This is a genomic window from Rhizobium sp. YAF28 (assembly GCF_052113285.1).
Lineage (GTDB): Bacteria > Pseudomonadota > Alphaproteobacteria > Rhizobiales > Rhizobiaceae > Rhizobium.
The window spans coordinates 34,866-56,275 of the sequence record NZ_JBFRCX010000010.1 but is presented as its reverse complement, the minus strand read 5'-3'; the positions used below and the strand labels follow the sequence as shown (position 1 = coordinate 56,275).

Below are 21,410 nucleotides of genomic sequence, written 5' to 3'. Positions count from 1 at the left end.
GCTTTGACCCAAATCATTGCGGACAACGCATTTGGGGTGGAAAGGTTCCTCAGTTGGCGGGGAGCGCGCTGTGCGCCAGCACGAAGGGCGTGCCGTCGACTGGCACCTGATTGACGCGCAACGGGCAGCCGAAGACGGATTGCATGGTTTCGTCCGTCAATACCTCACACACATTGCCAGCGGCTGCCAGCCGGCCGGATCTCATCAATACGATCCTGTCGGCGAAGAGGGCCGTCAGGTTGAGATCGTGCATGACAGCGATCACCCCGCCGCCGCGCTCGCAGAAATTACGCGCCAGCGTCATGATCGTCAGCTGGTGGCTGATGTCGAGACTGGAGACCGGCTCGTCGAGCAGCAGCCAGCAGGGTTTGCCGTCAACGACCGGCTCGGCGATCTGGCAGAGCACGCGGGCAAGCTGAACGCGCTGCTGCTCGCCGCCCGAGAGCTCCTGGTAGAAGCGCCCTTCGAAGCCGGTGAGATCGACGGCGGCTAGCGCCTTTGCGGCCGTCTCATCGGCCTGATCGGCGTGAAGGTTGAGGCCGGAGGTCAGACCCATGCGGACGATTTCACGCACGGTGAAGGGAAAGGAGATGCTGCTTGCCTGTGGCAGGACCCCGCGAATGGAGGCAAGCTGCCACGGCTTCTGTGTGTGCACTTCTTCGCCGTTGAGGCGCACGGAACCTTCATAGGCAAGCTCGCCGGAGACGGCTTTCATCGTCGTCGTCTTGCCGGAGCCGTTCGGGCCGGCAATGGCGGTCAGTTCGCCCGCCTTCGCAGTGAAGGCAACATCGCGCACGATGGTCTTGCCGGAGAGGCGCACGCTGACGCCGGAAACTTCGATCATCGAAACAAACTCAAAGGGCGAGGCGCGAGCGCTGCCGCAACAGGATCCAGAGGAAGAAGGGCCCGCCGACTGCCGCCGTGATGATGCCGATCGGCAGTTCGGCCGGTGCTACGATGGTGCGGGCGAGTACATCGGCAAAGATCAGCAGCGAGCCGCCAAGCAGGGCCGAGGCCGGCAGGAGGAAGCGATGGTCCGGGCCGATCACCATGCGCAATATATGCGGCACGACGATGCCGACGAAGCCGATGCCGCCGCTGACGGCGACGGAAGCGCCGGTTGCGGCCGCAACGGTGACGATGGCGATATTCTTCAGCTGCTGGACCGGCACGCCCATGTGAAAGGCCGCGGCCTCGCCGAGCGTGATGGCGTTCAAGCCACGCGCCATGAAGGGCAGGGCGACGAAGGAGAGAAGGATAATCGGGCCGGCTGCTAATATCTTGACCCAGGTGGCGCCGGCAAGCGAGCCCATGCCCCAGAAGGTGAGGTCACGCAGCTGCTGGTCGTTCGCCATGTAGATCAGCACGCCTGTCAGCGCCCCGGCCAAGGCTCCGAGCGCGATCCCGGCGAGCAGCATGGTGGCGACGGAAGTCTGGCCGTTGCTGGTGGCGACCCGGTAGAGCAGCACCGTGGTGGCAAGGCCACCGGCGAAGGCTGCAAGCGGCAGGGCATAGATGCCGAGCGCCAGATAAAATGGAGCGGCGATGGTGCCGCCGAGCACGATCATCACGACGGCGCCGAGGCCTGCGCCCGAGGAGACGCCGACAAGGCCGGGGTCGGCCAGCGGGTTGCGGAACAGGCCCTGCATGACGGCGCCGGAGACGGCGAGCGATCCGCCGATCAGGAAGCCAAGGATGGCACGGGGCAGGCGGATATCGAAGATGATGATCCGATCACGGGCGCTGAGCGCCGTTTCGGAGCCCGCCATGTTTCTGATGACATCGAGGATGGAGGCGTCCGACGCCCCCGTCGTGATGGAGAAGAGCAGGGCGAAGACGGAAGCCACGACAAGGAAGGCGATGCCCAGCAGAGCGAGCTCGGTCCTATCCCCCGTCTGCCGGGGTCTGCGGAATGCCGCCGAGAAGGATCGCCTGTTTTCCATCATGGCTTCCGAAACGGCCATCGTCAGCCCCCGTAGATCGCCGCGTTGAGTTCGCGAACAGCACTTGCCGTGCGCGGACCGAAGCCCAGGAGATGCAGGCCATCCATGCGGATGATCGCCTTGTTTTCACCGGCAGGCGTCAGCGCGATCGAGGGCTGTGCCAGCAGATCCTCGTTTTTGGTGCCGGCACCATCGCCGCGGTTCATCATCAGGATCACGTCCGGCTTGGCGCTGATGATCGCCTCGTCGGTGAGCGGCTTGTAGCCAGGGAATTCGCCGACCGCATTGATGGCGCCGGCAAGCTTGATGACGCCGTCTGCGGCGGTGCCGGTGCCCGACGCCATGATACGGCCGTTCTGGGCGCTGAGGATGAAGAGAACGCGCTTGCGCTCGGCCTCGGGGCGCTTTTCAGCATCGGCGACGGCGGCATCGATGTCGGCGCCGACCTTTTCCTTAAGCGCCTTCGCCTTGTCCGGCACGTTCAGCAGCGTACCGACGCGATCAATCTTGGCGATGATACCGTCGCGCGTATAGGCATTCGGAACGGTTTCGAAGGGCACGCTGGCATTCTTCAGGACGTTCAGCGCTTCCTGCGGTCCGGAGCCCTCGACGGCGATGATCGCCGTCGGGTTCATGGCAAGAATGCCTTCCGGCGAAAGGGCGCGCATGTAGCCGACATCAGGCAGCTTCAGGGCGGCTTCGGGAAACATGCTCGTGGTATCGCGGGCGATCAGCCTGTTTTCTTCTCCAAGCGCGTAGATGATCTCGGTGACGTCGCCGCCGACCGAAACCAGCCGCGAGGTGTCGAGCTTCTTTTCCTCAGCGTGCGCGGCGCGGACGAAAGCATAGTTCTCGCCGGCTGGTGCTGCCGGGATCAGCGGCAGGGCCATGACGGCCGCCGTCAGGGCCAGCTCCCAGAGGCGGATCCGGCGCAGGTTTCTAAGCATCTTCATCGTTGCGATCCTTATGCGGCGACGCTTGTGGCCCGCGGCAGGTTTTCCATGATGTCACGCCATCCGGCATTCTCGTCGGAGCCTTCCTTCCGCTTGCCGAAGAACTGGATGATCATGTTGCCGTTGGCGTCATAGGCTTCGAGCGAGGTAACGTGGCCGTCCTTGGTCGGCTTGCGCACGGCCCAGGTCTCGGCAATGTGGTCCTGGCGCAGATGCAGATGGAAGGTTTCGTCGAGGATGTTGATCCACGGACCCATCGGCTGGACGTTGAAGATCGGGCCGGAATGGATCTGCACGATGCCGTTATTGGCAACGAAGCACATGATCGGCAGGCCTGATTTGACGGAGGCATGCATCATCTCTGCCGTCGCCGTATTGTCGAGCTTCCAGGCATAGTCGTCGCCAACCGTGCGCACGGCGGCCTGGCGGCCGATCTTCAGGCGCTTCAGCATGCCGAAGAATTCATGCGTGTCGGTCATCTTGCTCCAGTTGTCGCGCAGCTCTTCGCGACTGACATCGCCGTCTTCGTCAACATCCGGGGAAGCCTCCGCTTCGACGAGTTCCTGGCCCTGGTCATCGAGCTTCAGCTCGGCGACGATGCGATGGTAGGCCTCGACATTGGATGCCGGGCGCAGGTGGATCTTGTGGACGGCGTTGCCCGTCTTGTCGAAATACTGGAGGCTGAGGCGCTCGGTGTCGCCGTCCTTCTTGGTGACGGCAAAGGCGTGGACCCAGCGGCTTGGAAAGACGCGCAGATCGATGTTTTCGCCGAGTACGATGGCGTTGTGCTCGCCGACCTTGATGTTTTCGTAGACACCGATCTTCTCGTGTACGGCGCTTTCGTTGCGCGACAGGGCCATGACTTCACCGAGATCGGCGACACGTTCGAGCAGCTTGACGGCGCTGGCATCGATTCTGATAGCACTGACGCCGACTTCGGCGGCGACGAGGGCCGCCTCGGAAATCTTGAGCTGCGCGGCAATATCGCGCTCGCGCATCTTCGGATTTTCAGCGCGGAATGCGCGGATTTCGGATGGTGCCGGTCTGGTCTGCTCGGTCATGTTCTACCCTGCTATTGAGCTTATTTGTTGAGAATGAGTTTGCCCTGACGGGTGATCTTCAGGCGGTAGATCACGCCGTCGTGCCGAATCATGATCTCGTTTGAGCCGGCAAAAAGATCGCCGCTTTCGAGAACGCGGATCTCGGCCACCGCAGGTCCGTTCCGCGGCGGTGCGAGCTTAAAGGTATCTGGCTTTTCAACCATCATTTCGGTTGGCTTATTCCGTGATTGCGGGGGTGAAGGCCCCGGTTCCGGTTACAATTAACTTGACTCTCATACTCATAGTTTTTTAAAGACGCAATAATTGAAGACAAAAGCAGTCAAGTTTTTGATCCTGCTGTTTTGAAGCCGCTGGACGGCGGTCAATTTGCTTATGGAGAGGCGATGATGACGGGTCGGTTTGCTGCGTTTGGGGCTAGTGTGCTGTTTTCGGTGTCGGGTATTGCACAGGCCTATGCGCAGGATGCAACTGCAGCCGCCAAACTTGACGTCGAGCTCAATGCGCTGGCGCCCTCGCAGAAGGGCTGCATGATGACCTTCGTTGCCGAGAACAATCTGCAGACACCGATCAACAAGATCTCCTTCGAACTCGCCTTCTTCAACGACAAGAATGCCGTCGACCGTATCACCGTGCTCGATTTCCGCGATCTGCCGCAGGGCAAGAAGCGCGTGCGCCAGTTCGATATGCCGAACGTCAAGTGCGAGACGGTCACGCGCATCCTCATCAACGACACGCCTGTTTGTGACGGGCCGGCGGCGGGGGAATGCATGAAGGGTCTGGTGACCCGCTCGCAGATCTCAGTTCCTTTCGAAGGTTAAGACGAAAGCCGGGATGAAGCCCGGCGCGCATGTTCCAGGCTGTCCGAGGCGTCAAATGGCAATTTCAGCGAAGTCCAGATCGAGACAGGTGCTCATCGAGGAGGCGAGCGCTGACGAGAGCCTGAACGACAACACTCCTGGCATGCATCCTGGCCACGAGCTTTCCGATCTGCGCAATGCGCAGCGCCAGCCGGCCGGCGAACAGGTCATCCATTATGCGCGTTTCGCGCAGATCTCGTCTTTCCCGGATCATCCGGAAACCACAGCGGCATCTTCCGTCACACCGCCGCCGATGGATGCGACGGTGGAGAAGCAGGAGGACGAGAAGGCACCGGTACGGCGCCGGCTGACGGTCACCTGCATCTGCTCGCTGATCTTTCACGCGGCACTGGTGGTCGTGCTGATCGTTGCCTTTGCGAAGGCGCCCGAGGAGGCGATTGAAGAAGCCGGCCAGGCGATGAGCGTCGTCATGTATGGCGATTCCGACGTCGACCAGACGGCGGCCGGCGAAACGGAAACGACTGTGCAGCAGGAAATCATTCCGGAAGAGGTGCAGCCCGACACGATCCAGCCTACGGAGACGGCGGAGGTTCGACCGGAAGCCGTGCAGCCGACCGAGGTCGTGCCTGTCGAGACGCAGGATCCCATCCAGCAGGCGCCGGCGCCGGAAGTGACGCGTGTTTCGGCTGAGACGGCTGCGGCTGTCGAGCCCGAGATTCTGGTGTCCGAAGTGCCGGCGGAAGAGTCTGTCGCGCAACCGATGTCGACGGTCGTTCCCGAACAGCAGCAGGTGCCGGTCGATACGGTCCCGCCTGAGGTGCTGCCCACCGAAGTACAGCAGACTGCGGTCCAGCCGACCGAAGTGCAGCCTGCAGAGACTCGGCCGGAAGTCGCGGAGACGCCGCAAGAGGTCAAGCCCGTCGAAACCGCGGAAGTACAGCCGGAGCCGGAGCAGCCCGAGGAGGTTGTCACGCCGACGCCGAAGCCCAAAGCGGAAACGCAGGAAAAGCCTAAGCCGGTCGAGAAGAAGCGTCCGCCGCAGAAGGCGGCAGGCAGGGAAGGCGAGCAGCAGCAGAATTCTCAGCGCGGTGTTGCTGAAGGCGATCCGTCAGCCCAGTCCGACCGTAATTCGCAAGCTGCCAGCAACAATAACGGGGTCGGCACAGCCGCTCGCGCCAATTACGGGGGAAAGGTTCGCGCCCGCATCCGGCGTGCGCTTCGCGAGCCTCGCGGCGTCGATGGGACGGCGGGAGTGACGTTGACCATCGGCGGTAGCGGTAATCTTGTCTCTGCCGTCATTTATAGAAGTTCGGGCGTTCCGGAGATCGATCAGGCGGCTACCGAGGCTGTGCGGCGCGCATCGCCTTTCAGCCCGCCGCCGGGAGGGCAGTCCGTGAGTTTCAAGCAGGAAATTCAGGTCGGCAGGAATTAAATATGATAAAAATAATCAACTTTATACTTTACTCTAAAAATCAAGTTTAATAAGGTCCGTTCGCACACGCAGGAATCGTGTGACGATCAACGAGCGAACGGGTGGTAAATGGCTCGAAAGGCGAAGAAGGGGGCGAACCGGGAGATCCGTGTTCAGGCCGATCAGGAGACGAAAGAGATCTCCTCGGGCCGCTCCAAGCTGGATGGCCGCAGTTTCCTCTATGTCGGCGGTCGTGATTGCCAGGTGGCGCATCTTCGCCAGATCGCCAGCAATTTCGGCGCCGAGCTCATCCACCATGATGGCGGCCTTCGCGAAGCCGTTTCCCGCATCGATACGTTGCTTCCCTCGGTCGACTGTGTCTTCTGCCCCATCGACTGTATCAGCCACGATGCCTGCCTGCGTGTGAAGACCGGCTGCAAGAAGTTCAGCAAGGCCTTCATCCCGCTACGCAATGGCAGCAAGTCCAGCCTGGAGCGTGCGCTGCAGACGATGAACGAACGAGACAACTCCCGATGAATGATGGGCGCCCTGACGGGTTTACAATGATCGGCCTGCATAAGCTCGCCGCTCACGGTGGCGACGGCCTGGTGCCGGAGCTTTACGAGGTTTTCCTAGAAAATGCTGCGCGCCAGCGCAGCTATCCCAATGTGGTACTGTTTCCCGCCTGGGAGGCGCGCATGCCCGGCGAAGCTGCTACAAAACCCATTGGCGCGGACGCTGTTGATGGCAATAATATCGTCGCCTTTCCGCGTTATGCGGAGCGGGCGGACAAGAAAAAGGCGTGAGGAGTTTTCCATGTATATCGCGATGAACCGCTTCAAGGTGGCCGCCGGCGCCGAGGGCGATTTCGAGAGTGTCTGGCGCAATCGCGATTCCAGCCTTTCCGAAGTTCCGGGCTTCGTCGAGTTTCGGCTGCTGCGCGGCAAGGCCAATGCGGAGGAGGGCTATACGATGTTTTCCTCCCACACGCTCTGGCGTAGCGAAGAGGATTTTCTGAACTGGACGAAGTCGGAGAATTTCCGCGCCGCGCATCGCAATGCAGGCGACAACAAGGGCCTGTATAAGGGCCCGCCGGTATTCGAAGGCTTCAACGTCGTTGACGGCATATGAGCGGCGATCCCGATCGTATTGAAGTCCTGCCGGTCCTGCCGTCGCTCGATATCGCGGCGACGCTCGCCTTCTATCGCGATCAGCTCGGCTTTGCCAAAATCGTGCACCAGACGCCGGATTATCTGATCCTCAGGCGCGGCGAGATGGAGCTGCATTTCTGGCTGACGGATGATCGAAGCCTGCCGGAAAAGACATCCGTCTACCTGCGCGGCGGCGGCATTGCCGCCCTTCATGCGGAATACCGTACGAAGGGCGTTTCACGCCTGTCGGATATGGAAGTGCGGCCTTGGAACATGGAGGAATTCTATATCCATGATCCGCACGGCAATCTCCTGCGCTTTGGCCGCATACCGCAGCCATAGAGTTTAACTCTTGACGCGGAAGAAGGCGCTCGCCGAAACTGCCAGCCAGCCCAGCATCATCGCCCAGCCGCCTGTCGGCGCGGCATAGGGAAAGAGGCTGGAGCCGGTAAAGCGCAGGGTGACAAGATCGCCCGCAAAGAGCAACGTCCCCACAATCATCAGCAAACCGGCCAGCCAGGCGCTTTTGATTTTGCCGGCACCCAGCGCCAGTGCCAGCAGGGCAGGGGCGTGAGCGAGACACATGGCAGAGGCCGAGGCGGCGAGATTGGCCTCACCGCCGCCGTGAGCAGCAAGGGCGGCAAGGGCCACGCCCGCAAGGCCAAACAGGCCGGCGAAAAGATAGAGCACCGGTTCCAGACGCGCGTTCAGGCTCATGACTATTCCTTGTTCTGCATGTGATGGGCGAGGCGCTCGACCGGCGCCCAGATGAGGTCGCGCAATGCCTGGCTGGCGATGGTCTCGTCCATCGCCTGGCGGAAGCAGATCAGCCATTCGTCGCGTTCGACGGGCCCGATCTCGGCGACGAAATGACGGCTGCGCAGACGGGGATGGCCGCGCTTGTCGGTATAGAGCGGCGGACCGCCCAGATAGCCGGTCATGTATTCGTAGAATTTCTCTTCGCTACCTTCGAGGCTTGGCGGATGCACGGCGCGCACGTTTTTCGCCTCCGGCAGTGTATCCATTAGTTCGTAGAAACGATGCGTCAGCGCCCGGACGACAGGATCACCGCCGATCGCCTCGTATAAAGTTGTCACCTGTGAAGTTGCCTGCTCCGGCACGAAACCATCCCTTAGTACCCGCCCCAGAGCGTCGGTGTCCCCTCCGCCACTCCGGATTTTTGTTCCAGCATCGGATTGTCCGAAAACCGTTTCACACCTTTCGGTCCGATGCTCTAGATGCACCCGATCAAAAAGGATCGCAACTGTCATCAAAACAGCGCGGCATTTCGCGCATAATCCCTGTGGGGCAGGGTTCCCAGCCGATTCTTCTTGACAAAACCGTCCGGACGGTATCTTTGTAAATCCATGTCAAACGCTCATCATCGCAAGAAACAACCCGTGCTCGTGCGCCAGCAGTTGCTGGAGGTCGCCGCGCGTCTTGCTGGTGAGAGTGGCATGAGCGCTGTCACGCTCGATGCGGTCTCGGCTGCATCAGGCGTCAGCAAGGGAGGACTGCTGCATCACTTCCCCACGAAGAATGCGCTCCTGGACGCCCTGTTCGAGAGCCTGCTGGAGAAGTTCGACGCCGATATAGACGAGCTGATGCGCGCCGATCCGCTGCCGCAGGGCCGTTTCTCGCGCGCCTATCTGCAGGCGGTGTCCGGGCTGAAGGATCGCCCCGACGATTCCAGAAGCTGGACGCAGGTGACGATCGCGCTTCTCGCCGAACCCCGGCTGCGCCTCCGATGGCGCCAATGGGTGGCGGCAAGAGCCGAGGAATATATCGGCACCGACTCGGCGCTCGACACTCTGATCGTGCGTTTTGCCGCCGACGGTCTGTGGTTCGCAGATACGTTGGAAAGCCATGATATCAGTGGCGCTCTGAGGCGAGAGCTGATCGCCCGCCTCATCGAGCTGACCCACAAGTAGATTAAGAAGGAATACCGCCATGAACCCGGCTGCCGTCTATGGGCTGCTCGTTGCAGCCATCGTGCTTGAAGTTATAGGCACGACAGCACTTCAGCTCTCCCAGCAGTTTACCCGCCTCGGGCCGACGGTGCTTGTCGTCGCCTGCTATGGGGCTGCCTTCTACTGCCTGTCGCTGACGCTGAAGCATATTCCTGTTGGAATCGCCTATGCGATTTGGAGCGCTTTGGGAATCGTGCTGATTTCCTCCGTCGGCCTCATCTTTTTCAAGCAGCGGCTGGATACGCCCGCCATCATCGGCCTCGGCCTGATCATCTCTGGCGTCGTCGTCGTCAACCTGTTTTCCAAGTCCATTTCCCATTGATGTGACAAGGGATTTTTCCCGGTCGTGAAACCGGGAAAAATCCTCTTTGTCAAAATACCGACAAAGGTCTATGTCTTCCTCTGACGCGGAGGAGGGACTGCTTTGGCTGGCCATCTTTCCAAAGCGCTTTGAATCCCACCTTCCTGCTTGCCAAAAATCCAAAGGTTCTAGAGGAGCATAGCCATGGCCATTCGCACCGTCGTATGGGGAGAGAACATCCATGAGACAACCAATGAGATCGTCCGGGGCATTTACCCCGAGGGCATGCACACCACGATCGCCAAGGCGCTGAACACCGATCCGGCTATTTCCGCGACCACGGCAACGCTGCAGGAGCCGGAACATGGCCTCAGCGAAGCCCGGCTTGCCGAGACCGACGTTCTGACCTGGTGGGGCCACAAGGACCATGGTGCCGTCTCCGATGCCGTCGTCGAGCGCGTCGCCAAGCGGGTTTGGGAAGGCATGGGCCTGCTCGTGCTGCATTCCGGCCATTTCTCGAAGATCTTCAAGCGCCTGATGGGCACGCCCTGTGCGCTGAAATGGCGCGAGGCGGGCGAGCGCGAGCGTCTGTGGACGATCAATCAGCGCCATCCGATCGCTGCTGGTCTCGGCGAGCATTTCGAGCTGGAAAACGAAGAAATGTACGGCGAGCAGTTCTCCGTGCCGGAGCCACTGGAAACGGTCTTCATCTCCTGGTTCCAGGGCGGCGAAGTCTTCCGGTCTGGCCTGACCTGGCGCCGTGGTGCCGGTAATATCTTCTATTTCCGTCCCGGCCACGAAACCTACCCGACCTATCACGATGCGAACGTGCAGAAGGTGCTGATCAACGGCGTGAAATGGGCCTATAACCCCGAGGGTGCGTTGACTGGTATCACCGACGCCCCAAATGTGCCGGTAGAGAAGGCACTGGAGCCGATCGTCGAACGCGGCCCGAGACTGCACCAGGCCGGCGAAGCCGGTTACCGCTGAGGAGCATTCATGCGACTACTCGTTCTTGGTACGGGCGTGATGGCGAAAAACCAGCTCGCCCATTTCGCGAATATGGACGGCGTGACCGTGGTCGGCGCCGTTGATACGGATTCCGACCGCCTTGCCGCATTCGCCGATAAGTTCAATATCGAGAAGCGGTTTCTGACGCTGGAGGAGGCGATCGCCTGGGGCGAGTTCGATGCGGCGACGAATATCACGCCTGACCGAATCCATTACCCGACCACCATGGCGCTGATCGCGGCCGGCAAGCATGTGCTGTGTGAGAAGCCGCTGGCGGAAAACTATCCCAAGGCGCTGGAGATGACGGAAGCGGCTGAGACCGCCGGCGTCATCAACATGGTCAATCTCACCTATCGCAACGTCGCACCGCTGCAGCGCGCCCGCGAGATGGTGCTGTCAGGCGAGCTCGGAACAATCAAGCATGTGGAGGCCTCCTATCTGCAGAGCTGGCTGGTGTCGCGGGCCTGGGGCGATTGGCGTACGGAATCGACCTGGCTGTGGAGGCTTTCCACCGGCCACGGTTCGAACGGCGTGCTCGGCGATGTCGGCATTCATATCCTCGACTTCGCGGCCTATGGCGCTGCGACCGATATCGATCATGTCTTCGCCCGGCTGAAGACCTTCAACAAAGTGCCGGGCGGCCAGATCGGCGAATATATGCTCGATGCCAATGACAGCTTCACCATGTCGGTTGATTTCGCCAATGGTGCCCTCGGCGTCATCCATGCCAGCCGCTGGGCGACCGGTCATCTGAACGAGCTGAAGCTGCGCATCTATGGCGAGAAGGGCAGCCTCGAGGTCATCCACCGTCCAAGCGGCTCCGAGCTGCATGGCTGCCTTGGCGAGGATGTGGAAACGGCGACCTGGAAGCCGGTCGACGTGCCGCCGGTTCCAACCAACTACCAGCGCTTTGCCGAGGCCGTGGCAACGGGCGTCCAGCACGACCCGAACTTCCGTCATGCGGCCAACCTGCAGAAGGTGCTCGACCTTGCCATGGTCACCGAGCGCGAACGCCGCGAGCTGAAAGTCTGATATTTATCAAACGGAACCGCCGTCACAATGTGCGGCGGTTCCTGCGGCATTTGATCGCAAAACCTGTACTTGAGCGGCGCGCGTGACTATCCATATCTAGGAAATGGTCAACGCGGTGATGTCGTGTCGGCTCCTGCGCGGAAGGCCATGCAATCTCCCAAGGCCCGCAATGGAACGCCCATGACAGACGGTATCGCCAACACCTCCCTTCCCGAACAATCAGTATCCACTCCCGAAACGCAGGGCTTCGCCACTGCCGGGATCGCTCCCATGGATCGCCCCAGCGCCATCACGCGCTTCTTCATGGGCATCGTCGCCTGGGCCGAAGGCCTGAATTTCAAACATGCCAAGCTCGGCAATCCGCCTGTTTATGACAACGCGGTGTTCCCGTGGGCGAAGGAGGTCGAGAAGGCCTGGCCTGAGATCCGCGCCGAGCTCGACCGCGTGCTGGTGCGCCAGAGCGAGCTGCCGAGCTTCCAGGAAATCTCCACTGATGTGCAGACCATTTCCAAGGACAATCGCTGGAAGACCTTCTTCCTCGTCGGTTTCGGCGTGAAGTCGGAGCAGAATATCCAAGCCTGCCCGGAAACCTGGAAGGCGGTGCAGAATATCCCGGGTCTGAAGACGGCGATGTTTTCGATCTTCGAGCCCGGCAAACATCTGCCGGCCCATCGCGGCCCCTATAATGGCGTGCTGCGCCTGCATCTCGGTATGATCGTGCCTGATGCGACCGATAAGCTCGCCATCCGCGTCAAGGACCAGATCTGCCACTGGCAGGAAGGCAAGGCGCTGATCTTCGACGACGCCTATGAGCATGAAGCCTGGAACCACACGGACAAGACGCGTGTCGTCCTGTTCATCGATTTCGTGAAGCCGCTGAAATTCCCGGCGCGGCTGATCAACTGGGCTCTGCTCAATCTTGCGATTTTCACGCCGTTCATCCGCGAAGGGCTCGATAATCACAAGGAGTGGGAAAAGAAGTTCTATGCCCAGGCGGAAGCGCTCAGGAATCGGGGGTAAGCGAGGGCCTCACTACTTGCTCTACGTCATCCTCGGCCTTGTGCCGAGGATCTGCCCACGTTGATGATAAAGGCTACGGCTTAGATCCTCGGGACAAGCCCTGACATGACGGAAGAGAGGGTCCGTAGCCGCGTCAAAAAAGCGAAGGCCCCGCTTTTGCGGGGCCTTTTTGCTTATTCAATGACCTGAACCACACGATGGGTCTGCGGCTCGACAATCACATGGCGGTCGTTGATGACGGTATAGGCATAGCGCGGATTATCCGGCACCGGGATCACCTGAACATCTGCGGGCAGCGGCTTGCCGACCACGATCGGCTGCTGCACCACCACTGCTGACGGGGGTGCCGGCTGCTGCTGGACGTAGGTTACGACCTCGCGCGGCGGCGGATCGACGACAGCACCGGCTACACCGCCTGCCACGCCGCCAATTGCAGCGCCCACGGGACCGCCGACAATGGCGCCGGTGATTGCGCCGCCGGCGGCACCCGTCACGGCTCCATCGGCCATCGCGTTCGTGGCCAGAGACGAGAGCGCAAGCGCGCTCGAGACAAGAATGATCTTGTACATTTTGCTTCTCCTTAGCTCTATGTCTTTGTTTTCACGCAATTCCGGACGCAAAACCGCTTCGCACTTTTGCTGGAATTGCTCGGTGTTTTCACGCAACACCGGACGCAAACCAATTCACATTTCTGCTGGAATTGCTTTGGTCTGCACTGGGGTAACGAGCCCATCAATGTCGATGTTCCGGCCGGAGAAGCGTTTCGGAGTCACGGTTTGGAAGCGCAGTTCACATAGTGTGAGGCGCGCTATTCCAGCCTACGGCGGAATAGCCAGGCGGCAGCACCAAGTGTCGCGCAGGCGATCAGCGCCAGCGGAATGGTCTGGTTCAGCACCTCGGCGGCCGGAATATCCTTCAGGAAGACGCCTTTGACGATGATGAGGAAATAGCGTAGCGGATTGACAATCGTCACGGGCTGCAGCCAGTCCGGCATGTTCTCGATCGGGGTTGCGAAACCCGAAAGCAGCATGGCCGGCACCATGAACAGGAAGGCTCCGAGGATCGCCTGCTGCTGCGTCATCGAGAGCGCCGAGATGAAGAGGCCGAGGCCTGCCACCGAACCCAGATAGAAGATCGAGCTGCCATAGAGCAGGAAGAGCGAGCCGCGTAAGGGCACGCCGAAGATGAAGATCGCCGCCAGCACATAAAGCGTCATGTGGAAGAGGCCGATCATCATTGGCGGAATGAGCTTGCCGATCAGGATTTCATGGACGCGCAGCGGCGAGACCATCAGCTGGTCGAAAGTGCCGAGTTCCCGTTCGCGGGCAATGGAGAGGGCTGTGACGATGAGGCCGATGAGCAAGGCGATGCTGGCGATCAGGTTCGGCACCATGAACCATTGATAGGTGAGGTTGGCGTTGAACCAGTTGCGCGGCACGGTCGCGACCGTCTTCGCCATGGCGCGCCGGCCTGCCGGCGTCTCAGTCGAAAGCGTCATGCCGATTTGGGTGAGATAGCCGGAGACGATCTGGGAAGCGTTGGAGCGGCGCCCGTCGAGGATGATCTGCAGATCAGCGGGGATACCGGCCTCGATGTTGCGGGAGAAATCCGGGCCGATCTCGATTGCGGCAATCACGGACTGGCCGTCGATCGCCTCGCGGATATCGGTCTGGTTATCGGTGGTCTCTATGCGCCGGAAGGTCGGGGAGCCCTGGATGCGCTGGATCAGTTCCTGCCCCCAATGACCGCTGTCGCGGTTCAGCACCATGACATCGACATTGCGCACTTCAAGCGTCGCCGCATAGGAAAAGACGAGGAGCTGCATGAGGGGCGGCACGATCAGCACGAAGCGTCCCTTGGGATCGCGCATCACGGCGAGCAGTTCCTTGACGATGAGGGCCTTCAGCCGGGTCCACCACATCTCAGCCGATCCTCTTTCTGGTGCTGCGGGCGGCGAGCACAAACATGATGCCGCCGATCGTGAGCATGACGGCGATGGAGCGGGCGAACATTGGCCAGATATCGCCTGCCAGGAACACCGTCTGCAGGCTGGGGATCAGATAGCGGGCCGGCACGATGATGGTGATCCACTGGATGATTGCGGGCATGGAATTGATCTCGAAGAGAAAGCCCGACAGCAGGAAGGCCGGCAGAAAGGCCGTGATCAGCGCGATCTGCGAGGCGAGGAACTGGTTCTTGGTTGCCGTGGAGATCAACAGGCCCTGGCCGAGCGCGGGGATCAGGAAGGCGGCTGACAGGGCATAGAGCGCTGCGACCGAGCCGCGGAACGGCACGCCGAAGAGGAATACGGCGAGCAGCACGCAGAGCGTCATCGAGGCGAGGCCGAGCAGGAAATAGGGAAGGATCTTGCCGGCAAGCAGCTCGGCAGATGTTACAGGTGTCGCCATCACCGCCTCCATCGTGCCGCGCTCCCATTCGCGGGCGACGACGAGAGAGGTGAGCAGCGTGCCGACCAGCGTCATGACGATGGCGATAGAGCCGGGGACGAGGAAGTTGCGGCTCGTGAGCTCCGGATTGAACCAGAAGCGCTGCTCGATGGAGATCGGCGGACCGGCGGCCACCGTCTCGGATTGCCGCTGCCGCTCCCAATTGGCGACGGTCCCTTGCGCATAGTTCTGCACGAAATTGGCGGTATTCGGGTCCGAACCGTCGACGAGAACCTGGATCTGCGGGTGGTTGCCGGCGGCATAGTCTGTCGTGAAATCGGCGGGGATGACGACGATGCCGCGCACATTGCCGAGAACGAGATCCTCTTCGAACATGCGCCGGTCGCGGCCAACAGTGACGGAGAAATAGCGGGAGGCCTGGAAGCTTGCCGCGAGGTCCTGCGTCAAGGGTGTGGCCTGTTCCAGCACGAGGCCGATGCGGGTGCGGGTCGTATCCAGCGACACGCCATAGCCGAAGAGGAAGAGCAGGATCAGCGGCAACACGAAGGCGATGAGAATGGTGCTGGGATCACGGATCGCCTGATAGCTTTCCTTGCGCACGAGGGCGACGAAGCGGCGGATGCGGGAAGAGGTGCTCACGCGGCTTCCCCTTCCGTTTCCGACTCCTGAACAAGGGCGATGAAGGCGTCCTCCATCGTCGGGTCCGGCTGCTCCCTGGTGGCGACACGCGCCTTCAGCTCATCGGGCGAGCCGAGCGCGATCGAGCGGCCGCGATAGATCAGCGAGATGCGGTCGCAATATTCGGCCTCGTCCATGAAATGCGTCGTCACGAGCACCGTGACGCCCTTTTCGACGAGTGCATTGATATGGGTCCAGAATTCGCGCCGCGTGATCGGATCGACGCCTGATGTGGGTTCGTCGAGGAAGAGGGCGCGCGGTTCATGCATAACGGCGCAGGCGAGCGCCAGCCGCTGTTTCAGGCCGAGCGGCAGGTCCTTGGCCGAATGGCGCGCGTGGCGGCCGAAATCGAATATATCGGTCATCAACTCGATGCGCTCGCGCCGGCGATTGCCGGAGAGGCCGTAGACGCCGGCGAAGAATTCGAGATTCTGCATGACGGTGAGATCGCCATAGAGCGAGAATTTCTGCGCCATGTAGCCGAGCTGGTTGCGCGCTTCGGCGGCATCCTTGCGCAGGTCGAAGCCGGCAACACGGCCTTCGCCCTCCGTCGGCTTCAACAGGCCGCAGAGCATCTTGAAAGTGGTGGACTTGCCCGCACCATTCGGGCCGAGCAGGCCGAAGATCTCGCCGCGGCTTATATCGAAGGTGATCTTGTCGGCAGCGGTGAAATCTCCGAAGCGCTTGGTCAGGCCATGCGCCTCGATGACGGGACGATCACCCATCTCGCTTGGCGCCGCTTGCGCTTCGGCGAGTTTCGAGCGCCCGCCGGGGCCACCGCCGAGCATATCGATGAAGGCATCCTCGAAGCGGGGAGGGGTGGGCGCGAGCTTTGCTTCACCGCCGGCACCGCCGATATCAGGCGTCTCATCCTTGCCGGTGACGAGGCGGATGGCATCGCCTTGGATGACGCCATCGATGACACCCTTTGTCTGCAGCAGTTCGGCCAGCACCTGCCGCCTGCGGCCCGTCACGCCCGATACCTTGAAGACGCGGTCTTCCACGCGGCCGGTCAGGTCATGCGGCTTGCCGGAAAAGAGCAGCTTGCCCTGATTGAGCAGCAGAACGTGATCACAGGCCTCTGCCTCATCCAGATAGGCGGTCGACCAGAGCACGCCGATGCCTTCCTGCGTCAGGTTCTCGACCATCTTCCAGAGGTCGCGCCGCGAGATCGGATCGACGCCGACGCCCGGTTCATCGAGCAGCAGCAGGCGCGGCTTCTTCAGCAGTGCGCAGGCAAGGCCGAGCTTCTGTTTCATGCCGCCCGAGAGCTTACCGGCAAGCCGCGTCGTGAAGCGCTTGAGATCGGTGAAGGTCAGCAGTTCCTCGAAGGAGGCTGCGCGTTCGGCCTTTGGGAGGCCGCGCAGATCGGCGTAGAGATCGAGATTTTCCTGAACCGACAGATCCTCATAGAGGCCGAAGCGCTGCGGCATGTAGCCGATCGAGGCCTGGATGGCGGCCGGGTTCTTCTGCGTATCGAAGCCCAGCACCTCCACCGTGCCGCTATCGGGCATCATCAGGCCGGTCATCAGTCGGATCAGCGTCGTCTTGCCGGCGCCGTCGGGGCCGACGAGGCCGGTGATCGCGCCGCCCTTCACCTCGCCGGAGACGGCATCGAGTGCCGGCGGGCCATCGCTGAAGCGCTTGGTTACATCGGCAAGCCGCACCAGCGCTTCATCCTTTGGGGCGGGAGACGCGCTCATTGTGCGGCCAGCGAGGGAAAGCGCACGGTGACCGGCATGCCCTGGCGCAGGTCCGGGCCGGGCTTGTCGATGACGATGCGCAGGCGATAGACGAGATCGGTGCGAAGCTCCGGCGTCTCGACCGATTTCGGCGTGAATTCGGCGACCGGCGAAATGAAGCCGATCGTGCCTTCATAGGGCTTGTCGGCTCGAGTATCGGAGGTGACCTCGACCTTCATGCCGGGATGCAGGCGGCCGAGATCGCCTTCCGCCACATAGCTGCGCACCCAGACCGGCTGCGTGAGGGAGAGGACATAGACCGTATCAGCCGGCGAAACGATGGCGCCGGGTTCCCGCACGCGCGACAGGATGACACCGTCATTCGGCGCGCGCAGTTCGGTATCAGCAAGCGAGATGCGGGCGGAGACCAGTGCAGATTGCGCGGCCTTCAATTGCGCCTCGGCATTGGCAATGTCTTCCACGCGGCTGCCCTCCTGCAGGAGTTTCAGCGCTTCATTGGCGGAATCCGCACGTGCTGCCGCCATCGAACGATTGGCGGTCGCCTGATCGAGGTTCGCCTCCGATATCGTGCCCTGAGGGCGGAGCTGGCGGGCGCGGTCATAGGCGATATTGGCATTGCGCAGCGCAGCCAGGCTTTCATCATAGGAGGCTTGCGCCTGGGCGATCTCCGTCGGGCGCGGACCGGCCTTCAGCTTGTCGAGCGTCGCCTGCAGGGCGGCGACATTGGCTTGCGCCGAGGCGACAGCCGCTTCGAAAGGTGCGACGTCGAGCTTGCCGAGCACATCGCCGCTCTTGATCATGTCGCCCTCATCGACGGCGAGCGAGGCAAGCCGGCCATCGACGCGGAAACCGAGAGAGACCTGGCGGATATCGACATTGCCATAGAGCGCGAATTCCTTGGTGCGTTCCGGCAGCCAGCCGAGCTTCTGGGGCAGGCCGTACCACCAGGCGGCAGCGCCCGCCGCAACGAGAATGAGGATGGCAAGGGGGAGGATCCGTCTCATCTTGTATTTCCTTTCGCCTGACGCAGCTGGCCGACAAGCTCCGCAACGAGGTTACGCAGGGTCTGGAGTTGTTCTGACCCGACCGACTGCCACTCCATCTGGGCGAGAACGGCCGCATGGGCGACGCGGAAGACCATGATGTTGCCGACGAAGGCGAGGGTGCGCAGCCGCACATGCTCGCTGGCCGGGTCTTCCTGCAGGATGGTGCCGATCATGCGGCGCGCCATTTCGATCATCGGGCGCATGAGGCCCTGATAGACACGGGCGAAGGCCTCGGTCGGCTCCATCTGCTCGCGGATGATGAAGCGCGCCCAGGGCTCGGACTCCTTGCTGACGAAAAGGCTGACCATGGTCGCGCCCATCTCCGTCAGCAGGCGTCGCGCATCCTCTTCGCTCAGTGTCCGACCCGCAGCCTCGAGCGCCATGAAATGGGCGCCGATCTGCTGGCGCAGGGAGCCGACATGGCGGTCGATGCGCGAGACCAGATATTCTGCCGTCGCGACATAGAGGCCTTCCTTGCCGCCGAAATAATAGGGAATGGCCTGAAGGTTGACGCCGGCGGCTTCGCTGAGCTGGCGCGTCGAGGTGCCGTCGAAGCCATAGCGGCCGAAGACATCGAGCGCCGCGGACAGGAGCTTTTCCCGGGTGATTTCGGCGCGGTTCGGTTGGTTTTGTTCATCAGTCATGTCTCATGTATAGCCCCAACGAAAGTTTCAGTCAATCGAATGAATGTTTATCTTGCTCGGCCCGTCCTGATATGTATGAGGGTTGCGGGCGCGAACCGTCAGTATATTTACGTTTACTGCCGGCGCATTTACCGTTTCGTACTTCCGTAAAGGCTAATATTCTGGCTGAATGGGCTGATGAGAAACCGGCCCGTCATGCCAAGCGCTGCAAGACATGCCTGGAGAGCGCTCCTCGCGAGCGCGGCTCTTGCTCTTCCTGTGACCATGGCTTGCGCTGACGATATTGCACCCGGAAAAGGCGATCGCATTCAGAACGAGGTCGTGAAACCATCGCCGCATGACGGACAACTGACGGCGCCGCATATGAGCGCGGTCTGGTGGCTGCGGATCAGCCGAGAGCCACCGCAGGCCGATCAGCCTGATCATTCAAAGCAGGTTTTCGTGCGCAGCGACGACCAGCCCTAATCCCGGCCAACCTCGGCCGAAGCGCTGCGCGTCCATTCTCAGGCACGAAGGACGCCTTCTGAGCCTAGACATCGGGCTTTCCGAAGGCCGATTCCGGTTTACGGGCCGGTGCCGCAGGGCTCGTTTCCGGCCGATGGGGGCTCGGGTCTCTTTTGCGGCGTTGAGCCCGGCCGATGAGGCGCAGGGCCAGCGCTGTCGGCAAGATCCTCGCGATGAAGGCGGCGAGCTTCGAGGAGATGCCTGGAATGACGAGGCAGCGGCCGGACTTGAAGCCGCGCCATGCCTGCTCGGCCACATAATCGGCATCGAGCTTGGGTAGGACCTTGAAGAGGGCGGCCCGGTCGGCGCCGGATTTTTCCAGAAAGTCGGTCGAGACAGGGCCGGGGGCGACGCAGGTTACCGTCACACCGAAGCGGCGGACTTCCTCATGCAGGGCGGTCGAGAAGGCGCGCACGAAATTCTTGCTGGCGTAATAGAAGGCCATGTAGGGGCCTGGCGTGAAACCGGCGACGGAGCCGAGATTGATGACGCCGCCGCTGCGGCGCGCCACCATGCCCGGCAGGAAGCGAAGGGTCATGTCGGCGAGCGCGCGGATGTTGACGTCGATGATCCCAAGCTGATCCTCGGCGGGCAGGGAGGTTGCCGCGCCGCGCAGCCCATAACCGGCGCTGTTAACCAGAACGCTGCAGGTCAATCCATTTTCGGCGAGATAGGATTCCAGCCGGGCGGATGCATCCGCAGAGGCGAGGTCGAGTTCAATCGTGAAGGCTTCGCCGCCCGCCTGTTTGATCTCGGCTGCGGCGGCCGCAAGGCCTTCGGCGGAGCGCGCCACGAGCACGGTGATATTGCCCTCGCGCGCGGCGACTTTGGCAATGGCCCGCCCGATACCGCGGGATGCACCGAGAACGACGACAGCCAAGCGCTGCTCGGCGCTTTCGCTCATGGGGCAATTCCTGCAATCGATATGCCGGCGGGCTTTTCCGCCTGCGGCAACCCCCTGACCTCGTCGGTGACCTCGCCGTTCAGGATCTTTTCGAACCGCTCCAATGCCCGGGCGATGCTGGCGCCATCCATGACGCGGTGGTCGTAGTGGATGCGCACGGTGACAGAGCCGTCAGCATCGATCGGACCATAGTTCAGCAGCGTGGTGAGCGGCGTCAGGGGGTTCAAGGATTCGGCGCCGAGGCCGGAATAGACAGAGAACTGGAACGTGCCGAAATAGTGCCCACGCCGTTTTGCCAGGTTGAGCCCGAGCCACATCATGGACCAGCGGAGCAGGGCAGGCGCCCGGGCAAGTTTGAGCGAACGCCGGAAGTCCTTGATCTCGCCAATCGGCAGCGAGCGGGCGTCGCGGATCAGTTTTTCCAGCTCGGGAATGGGGCGCTGTTCCGGTCCCTTTATCTTGCTCAGGAGGACGATCCGCTCGCCCTCATGCTCGCGCTCATGGGCGATGGAGGCCACGCTTTCGGGATATTCGTAGAGCTGATGAATCGGGAATTTGATATAGGCGCGCCGGAGATCCGGGGTCTCCTTCGAAAGCAGCGCATAGCCTTTCAGGAACAGCACGGTCCATGACGGGCGCGGATCGCAGGCGCTTCGGGCATCCAGCAGCGGGCGGATATTCATCTGCCGCTGCACGGTGACGCGCGGGATGCCGATCGAAAATCGCATGAGATCTCCGACAAGCCGCCTTGCGGGCGAAAGCCTGATTGTCCGTCCCCTCATCGTGCCCTCCTCCTAGAGCCTTTCCGTTTTTCCTCGAAACACGGAAATGCTCTATCTCCTTGTTTTCACG

At 61.6% G+C, this 21,410-nt stretch carries 27 protein-coding genes; 12 read left to right on the top strand and 15 right to left on the bottom strand.

The features are described from left to right. Positions 1-49: 49 nt before the first annotated feature. Genes AB4Z13_RS22560 through hemP form a run of 5 tightly spaced genes read right to left on the bottom strand, consistent with a single transcriptional unit; the run spans position 50 to position 4,163 of the window. On the bottom strand, positions 50-844 hold the full coding sequence (locus AB4Z13_RS22560) for a heme ABC transporter ATP-binding protein (protein WP_442206875.1): 795 nt from the start codon (positions 842-844) through the stop codon (positions 50-52). 10 nt (positions 845-854) lie between these two features. After that, positions 855-1,964 (bottom strand): FecCD family ABC transporter permease, encoded by a 1,110-nt coding sequence (locus AB4Z13_RS22555; protein ID WP_442206874.1) that lies wholly within the window; start codon positions 1,962-1,964, stop codon positions 855-857. Positions 1,965-1,966: 2 nt separating this feature from the next. Continuing rightward, positions 1,967-2,896 carry a heme/hemin ABC transporter substrate-binding protein gene (locus tag AB4Z13_RS22550; protein ID WP_442206873.1) on the bottom strand — a complete coding sequence of 310 codons (930 nt, stop codon included), beginning with the start codon at positions 2,894-2,896 and terminating at the stop codon, positions 1,967-1,969. 11 nt (positions 2,897-2,907) lie between these two features. Further along, the gene (locus tag AB4Z13_RS22545; protein WP_442206872.1) at positions 2,908-3,957 is read right to left on the bottom strand and encodes a hemin-degrading factor; all 1,050 of its coding nucleotides are present in this window, start codon (positions 3,955-3,957) and stop codon (positions 2,908-2,910) included. Positions 3,958-3,977: 20 nt separating this feature from the next. Beyond that, positions 3,978-4,163: a hemin uptake protein HemP gene (hemP, locus tag AB4Z13_RS22540; RefSeq protein WP_007815260.1), complete on the bottom strand. Its 186-nt coding sequence runs from the start codon at positions 4,161-4,163 to the stop codon at positions 3,978-3,980. Between the two features lie 180 nt (positions 4,164-4,343). Here hemP and AB4Z13_RS22535 point away from each other — a divergent pair, with 180 nt between their 5' ends. The 6 genes from AB4Z13_RS22535 (at position 4,344) to AB4Z13_RS22510 (ending at position 7,679) form a co-directional block, all read left to right on the top strand. Further along, on the top strand, positions 4,344-4,775 hold the full coding sequence (locus AB4Z13_RS22535; RefSeq protein WP_442206935.1) for a hypothetical protein: 432 nt from the start codon (positions 4,344-4,346) through the stop codon (positions 4,773-4,775). A 55-nt stretch (positions 4,776-4,830) separates the two neighbouring features. After that, positions 4,831-6,207: a TonB family protein gene (locus AB4Z13_RS22530; RefSeq protein WP_442206871.1), complete on the top strand. Its 1,377-nt coding sequence runs from the start codon at positions 4,831-4,833 to the stop codon at positions 6,205-6,207. A gap of 108 nt (positions 6,208-6,315) precedes the next feature. Continuing rightward, positions 6,316-6,723 carry a DUF2325 domain-containing protein gene (locus AB4Z13_RS22525; RefSeq protein WP_007815267.1) on the top strand — a complete coding sequence of 136 codons (408 nt, stop codon included), beginning with the start codon at positions 6,316-6,318 and terminating at the stop codon, positions 6,721-6,723. Next, positions 6,720-6,992 (top strand): hypothetical protein, encoded by a 273-nt coding sequence (locus AB4Z13_RS22520; RefSeq protein WP_113321675.1) that lies wholly within the window; start codon positions 6,720-6,722, stop codon positions 6,990-6,992. Before AB4Z13_RS22525 ends, AB4Z13_RS22520 begins: the two co-directional genes overlap by 4 nt. Positions 6,993-7,002: 10 nt before the next feature. Further along, the gene (locus AB4Z13_RS22515; RefSeq protein WP_442206870.1) at positions 7,003-7,317 is read left to right on the top strand and encodes an antibiotic biosynthesis monooxygenase family protein; all 315 of its coding nucleotides are present in this window, start codon (positions 7,003-7,005) and stop codon (positions 7,315-7,317) included. Continuing rightward, a complete protein-coding gene (locus tag AB4Z13_RS22510) occupies positions 7,314-7,679 on the top strand; it encodes a bleomycin resistance protein (RefSeq protein WP_442206869.1) in 366 nt (121 codons plus the stop codon). Before AB4Z13_RS22515 ends, AB4Z13_RS22510 begins: the two co-directional genes overlap by 4 nt. Before the next feature lie 3 nt (positions 7,680-7,682). Here AB4Z13_RS22510 and AB4Z13_RS22505 read toward each other — a convergent pair whose 3' ends face one another. Then, the gene (locus AB4Z13_RS22505) at positions 7,683-8,054 is read right to left on the bottom strand and encodes a DUF423 domain-containing protein (RefSeq protein ID WP_439016180.1); all 372 of its coding nucleotides are present in this window, start codon (positions 8,052-8,054) and stop codon (positions 7,683-7,685) included. A 2-nt stretch (positions 8,055-8,056) separates the two neighbouring features. Further along, the gene (locus AB4Z13_RS22500) at positions 8,057-8,458 is read right to left on the bottom strand and encodes a group II truncated hemoglobin (protein WP_442206868.1); all 402 of its coding nucleotides are present in this window, start codon (positions 8,456-8,458) and stop codon (positions 8,057-8,059) included. Positions 8,459-8,704: 246 nt separating this feature from the next. Here AB4Z13_RS22500 and AB4Z13_RS22495 point away from each other — a divergent pair, with 246 nt between their 5' ends. From AB4Z13_RS22495 to AB4Z13_RS22475, 5 genes are all read left to right on the top strand, one after another. Then, on the top strand, positions 8,705-9,268 hold the full coding sequence (locus AB4Z13_RS22495) for a TetR/AcrR family transcriptional regulator (protein ID WP_007815280.1): 564 nt from the start codon (positions 8,705-8,707) through the stop codon (positions 9,266-9,268). 19 nt (positions 9,269-9,287) lie between these two features. After that, positions 9,288-9,629 carry a DMT family transporter gene (locus AB4Z13_RS22490; RefSeq protein WP_007815282.1) on the top strand — a complete coding sequence of 114 codons (342 nt, stop codon included), beginning with the start codon at positions 9,288-9,290 and terminating at the stop codon, positions 9,627-9,629. A 183-nt stretch (positions 9,630-9,812) separates the two neighbouring features. Beyond that, positions 9,813-10,598: a ThuA domain-containing protein gene (locus tag AB4Z13_RS22485; RefSeq protein ID WP_442206867.1), complete on the top strand. Its 786-nt coding sequence runs from the start codon at positions 9,813-9,815 to the stop codon at positions 10,596-10,598. A gap of 9 nt (positions 10,599-10,607) precedes the next feature. After that, a complete protein-coding gene (locus AB4Z13_RS22480) occupies positions 10,608-11,651 on the top strand; it encodes a Gfo/Idh/MocA family protein (protein WP_439016177.1) in 1,044 nt (347 codons plus the stop codon). A gap of 180 nt (positions 11,652-11,831) precedes the next feature. Next, positions 11,832-12,671 carry an aspartyl/asparaginyl beta-hydroxylase domain-containing protein gene (locus AB4Z13_RS22475; RefSeq protein ID WP_113322542.1) on the top strand — a complete coding sequence of 280 codons (840 nt, stop codon included), beginning with the start codon at positions 11,832-11,834 and terminating at the stop codon, positions 12,669-12,671. A 173-nt stretch (positions 12,672-12,844) separates the two neighbouring features. Here the strand turns inward: AB4Z13_RS22475 and AB4Z13_RS22470 are convergent, their stop codons facing one another. From AB4Z13_RS22470 to AB4Z13_RS22445, 6 genes are all read right to left on the bottom strand, one after another. Next, positions 12,845-13,240, bottom strand: coding sequence for a DUF1236 domain-containing protein (locus AB4Z13_RS22470; RefSeq protein WP_113322509.1), 396 nt, complete (start codon positions 13,238-13,240; stop codon positions 12,845-12,847). A 239-nt stretch (positions 13,241-13,479) separates the two neighbouring features. Continuing rightward, positions 13,480-14,592, bottom strand: coding sequence for an ABC transporter permease (locus AB4Z13_RS22465; protein ID WP_007815292.1), 1,113 nt, complete (start codon positions 14,590-14,592; stop codon positions 13,480-13,482). Between the two features lies 1 nt (position 14,593). Next, the gene (locus AB4Z13_RS22460; RefSeq protein ID WP_007815294.1) at positions 14,594-15,718 is read right to left on the bottom strand and encodes an ABC transporter permease; all 1,125 of its coding nucleotides are present in this window, start codon (positions 15,716-15,718) and stop codon (positions 14,594-14,596) included. Then, positions 15,715-17,460: an ATP-binding cassette domain-containing protein gene (locus tag AB4Z13_RS22455; protein ID WP_007815295.1), complete on the bottom strand. Its 1,746-nt coding sequence runs from the start codon at positions 17,458-17,460 to the stop codon at positions 15,715-15,717. The genes AB4Z13_RS22460 and AB4Z13_RS22455 overlap by 4 nt, the downstream gene beginning before the upstream one ends. Further along, complete coding sequence (gene hlyD, locus AB4Z13_RS22450; protein WP_442206866.1) at positions 17,457-18,464, bottom strand: secretion protein HlyD; 1,008 nt, start codon at positions 18,462-18,464, stop codon at positions 17,457-17,459. Before hlyD ends, AB4Z13_RS22455 begins: the two co-directional genes overlap by 4 nt. Then, the gene (locus tag AB4Z13_RS22445) at positions 18,461-19,150 is read right to left on the bottom strand and encodes a CerR family C-terminal domain-containing protein (protein ID WP_442206865.1); all 690 of its coding nucleotides are present in this window, start codon (positions 19,148-19,150) and stop codon (positions 18,461-18,463) included. The genes hlyD and AB4Z13_RS22445 overlap by 4 nt, the downstream gene beginning before the upstream one ends. A gap of 177 nt (positions 19,151-19,327) precedes the next feature. On the opposite strand from AB4Z13_RS22445, the gene AB4Z13_RS22440 reads away from it, so the two are divergent. Continuing rightward, positions 19,328-19,615 carry a hypothetical protein gene (locus AB4Z13_RS22440; RefSeq protein WP_442206864.1) on the top strand — a complete coding sequence of 96 codons (288 nt, stop codon included), beginning with the start codon at positions 19,328-19,330 and terminating at the stop codon, positions 19,613-19,615. Positions 19,616-19,679: 64 nt separating this feature from the next. Here the strand turns inward: AB4Z13_RS22440 and AB4Z13_RS22435 are convergent, their stop codons facing one another. Further along, positions 19,680-20,558 carry an SDR family NAD(P)-dependent oxidoreductase gene (locus AB4Z13_RS22435; protein WP_442206863.1) on the bottom strand — a complete coding sequence of 293 codons (879 nt, stop codon included), beginning with the start codon at positions 20,556-20,558 and terminating at the stop codon, positions 19,680-19,682. Then, positions 20,555-21,340 (bottom strand): hypothetical protein, encoded by a 786-nt coding sequence (locus AB4Z13_RS22430; protein ID WP_442206862.1) that lies wholly within the window; start codon positions 21,338-21,340, stop codon positions 20,555-20,557. The genes AB4Z13_RS22435 and AB4Z13_RS22430 overlap by 4 nt, the downstream gene beginning before the upstream one ends. Positions 21,341-21,410 lie beyond the last annotated feature (70 nt).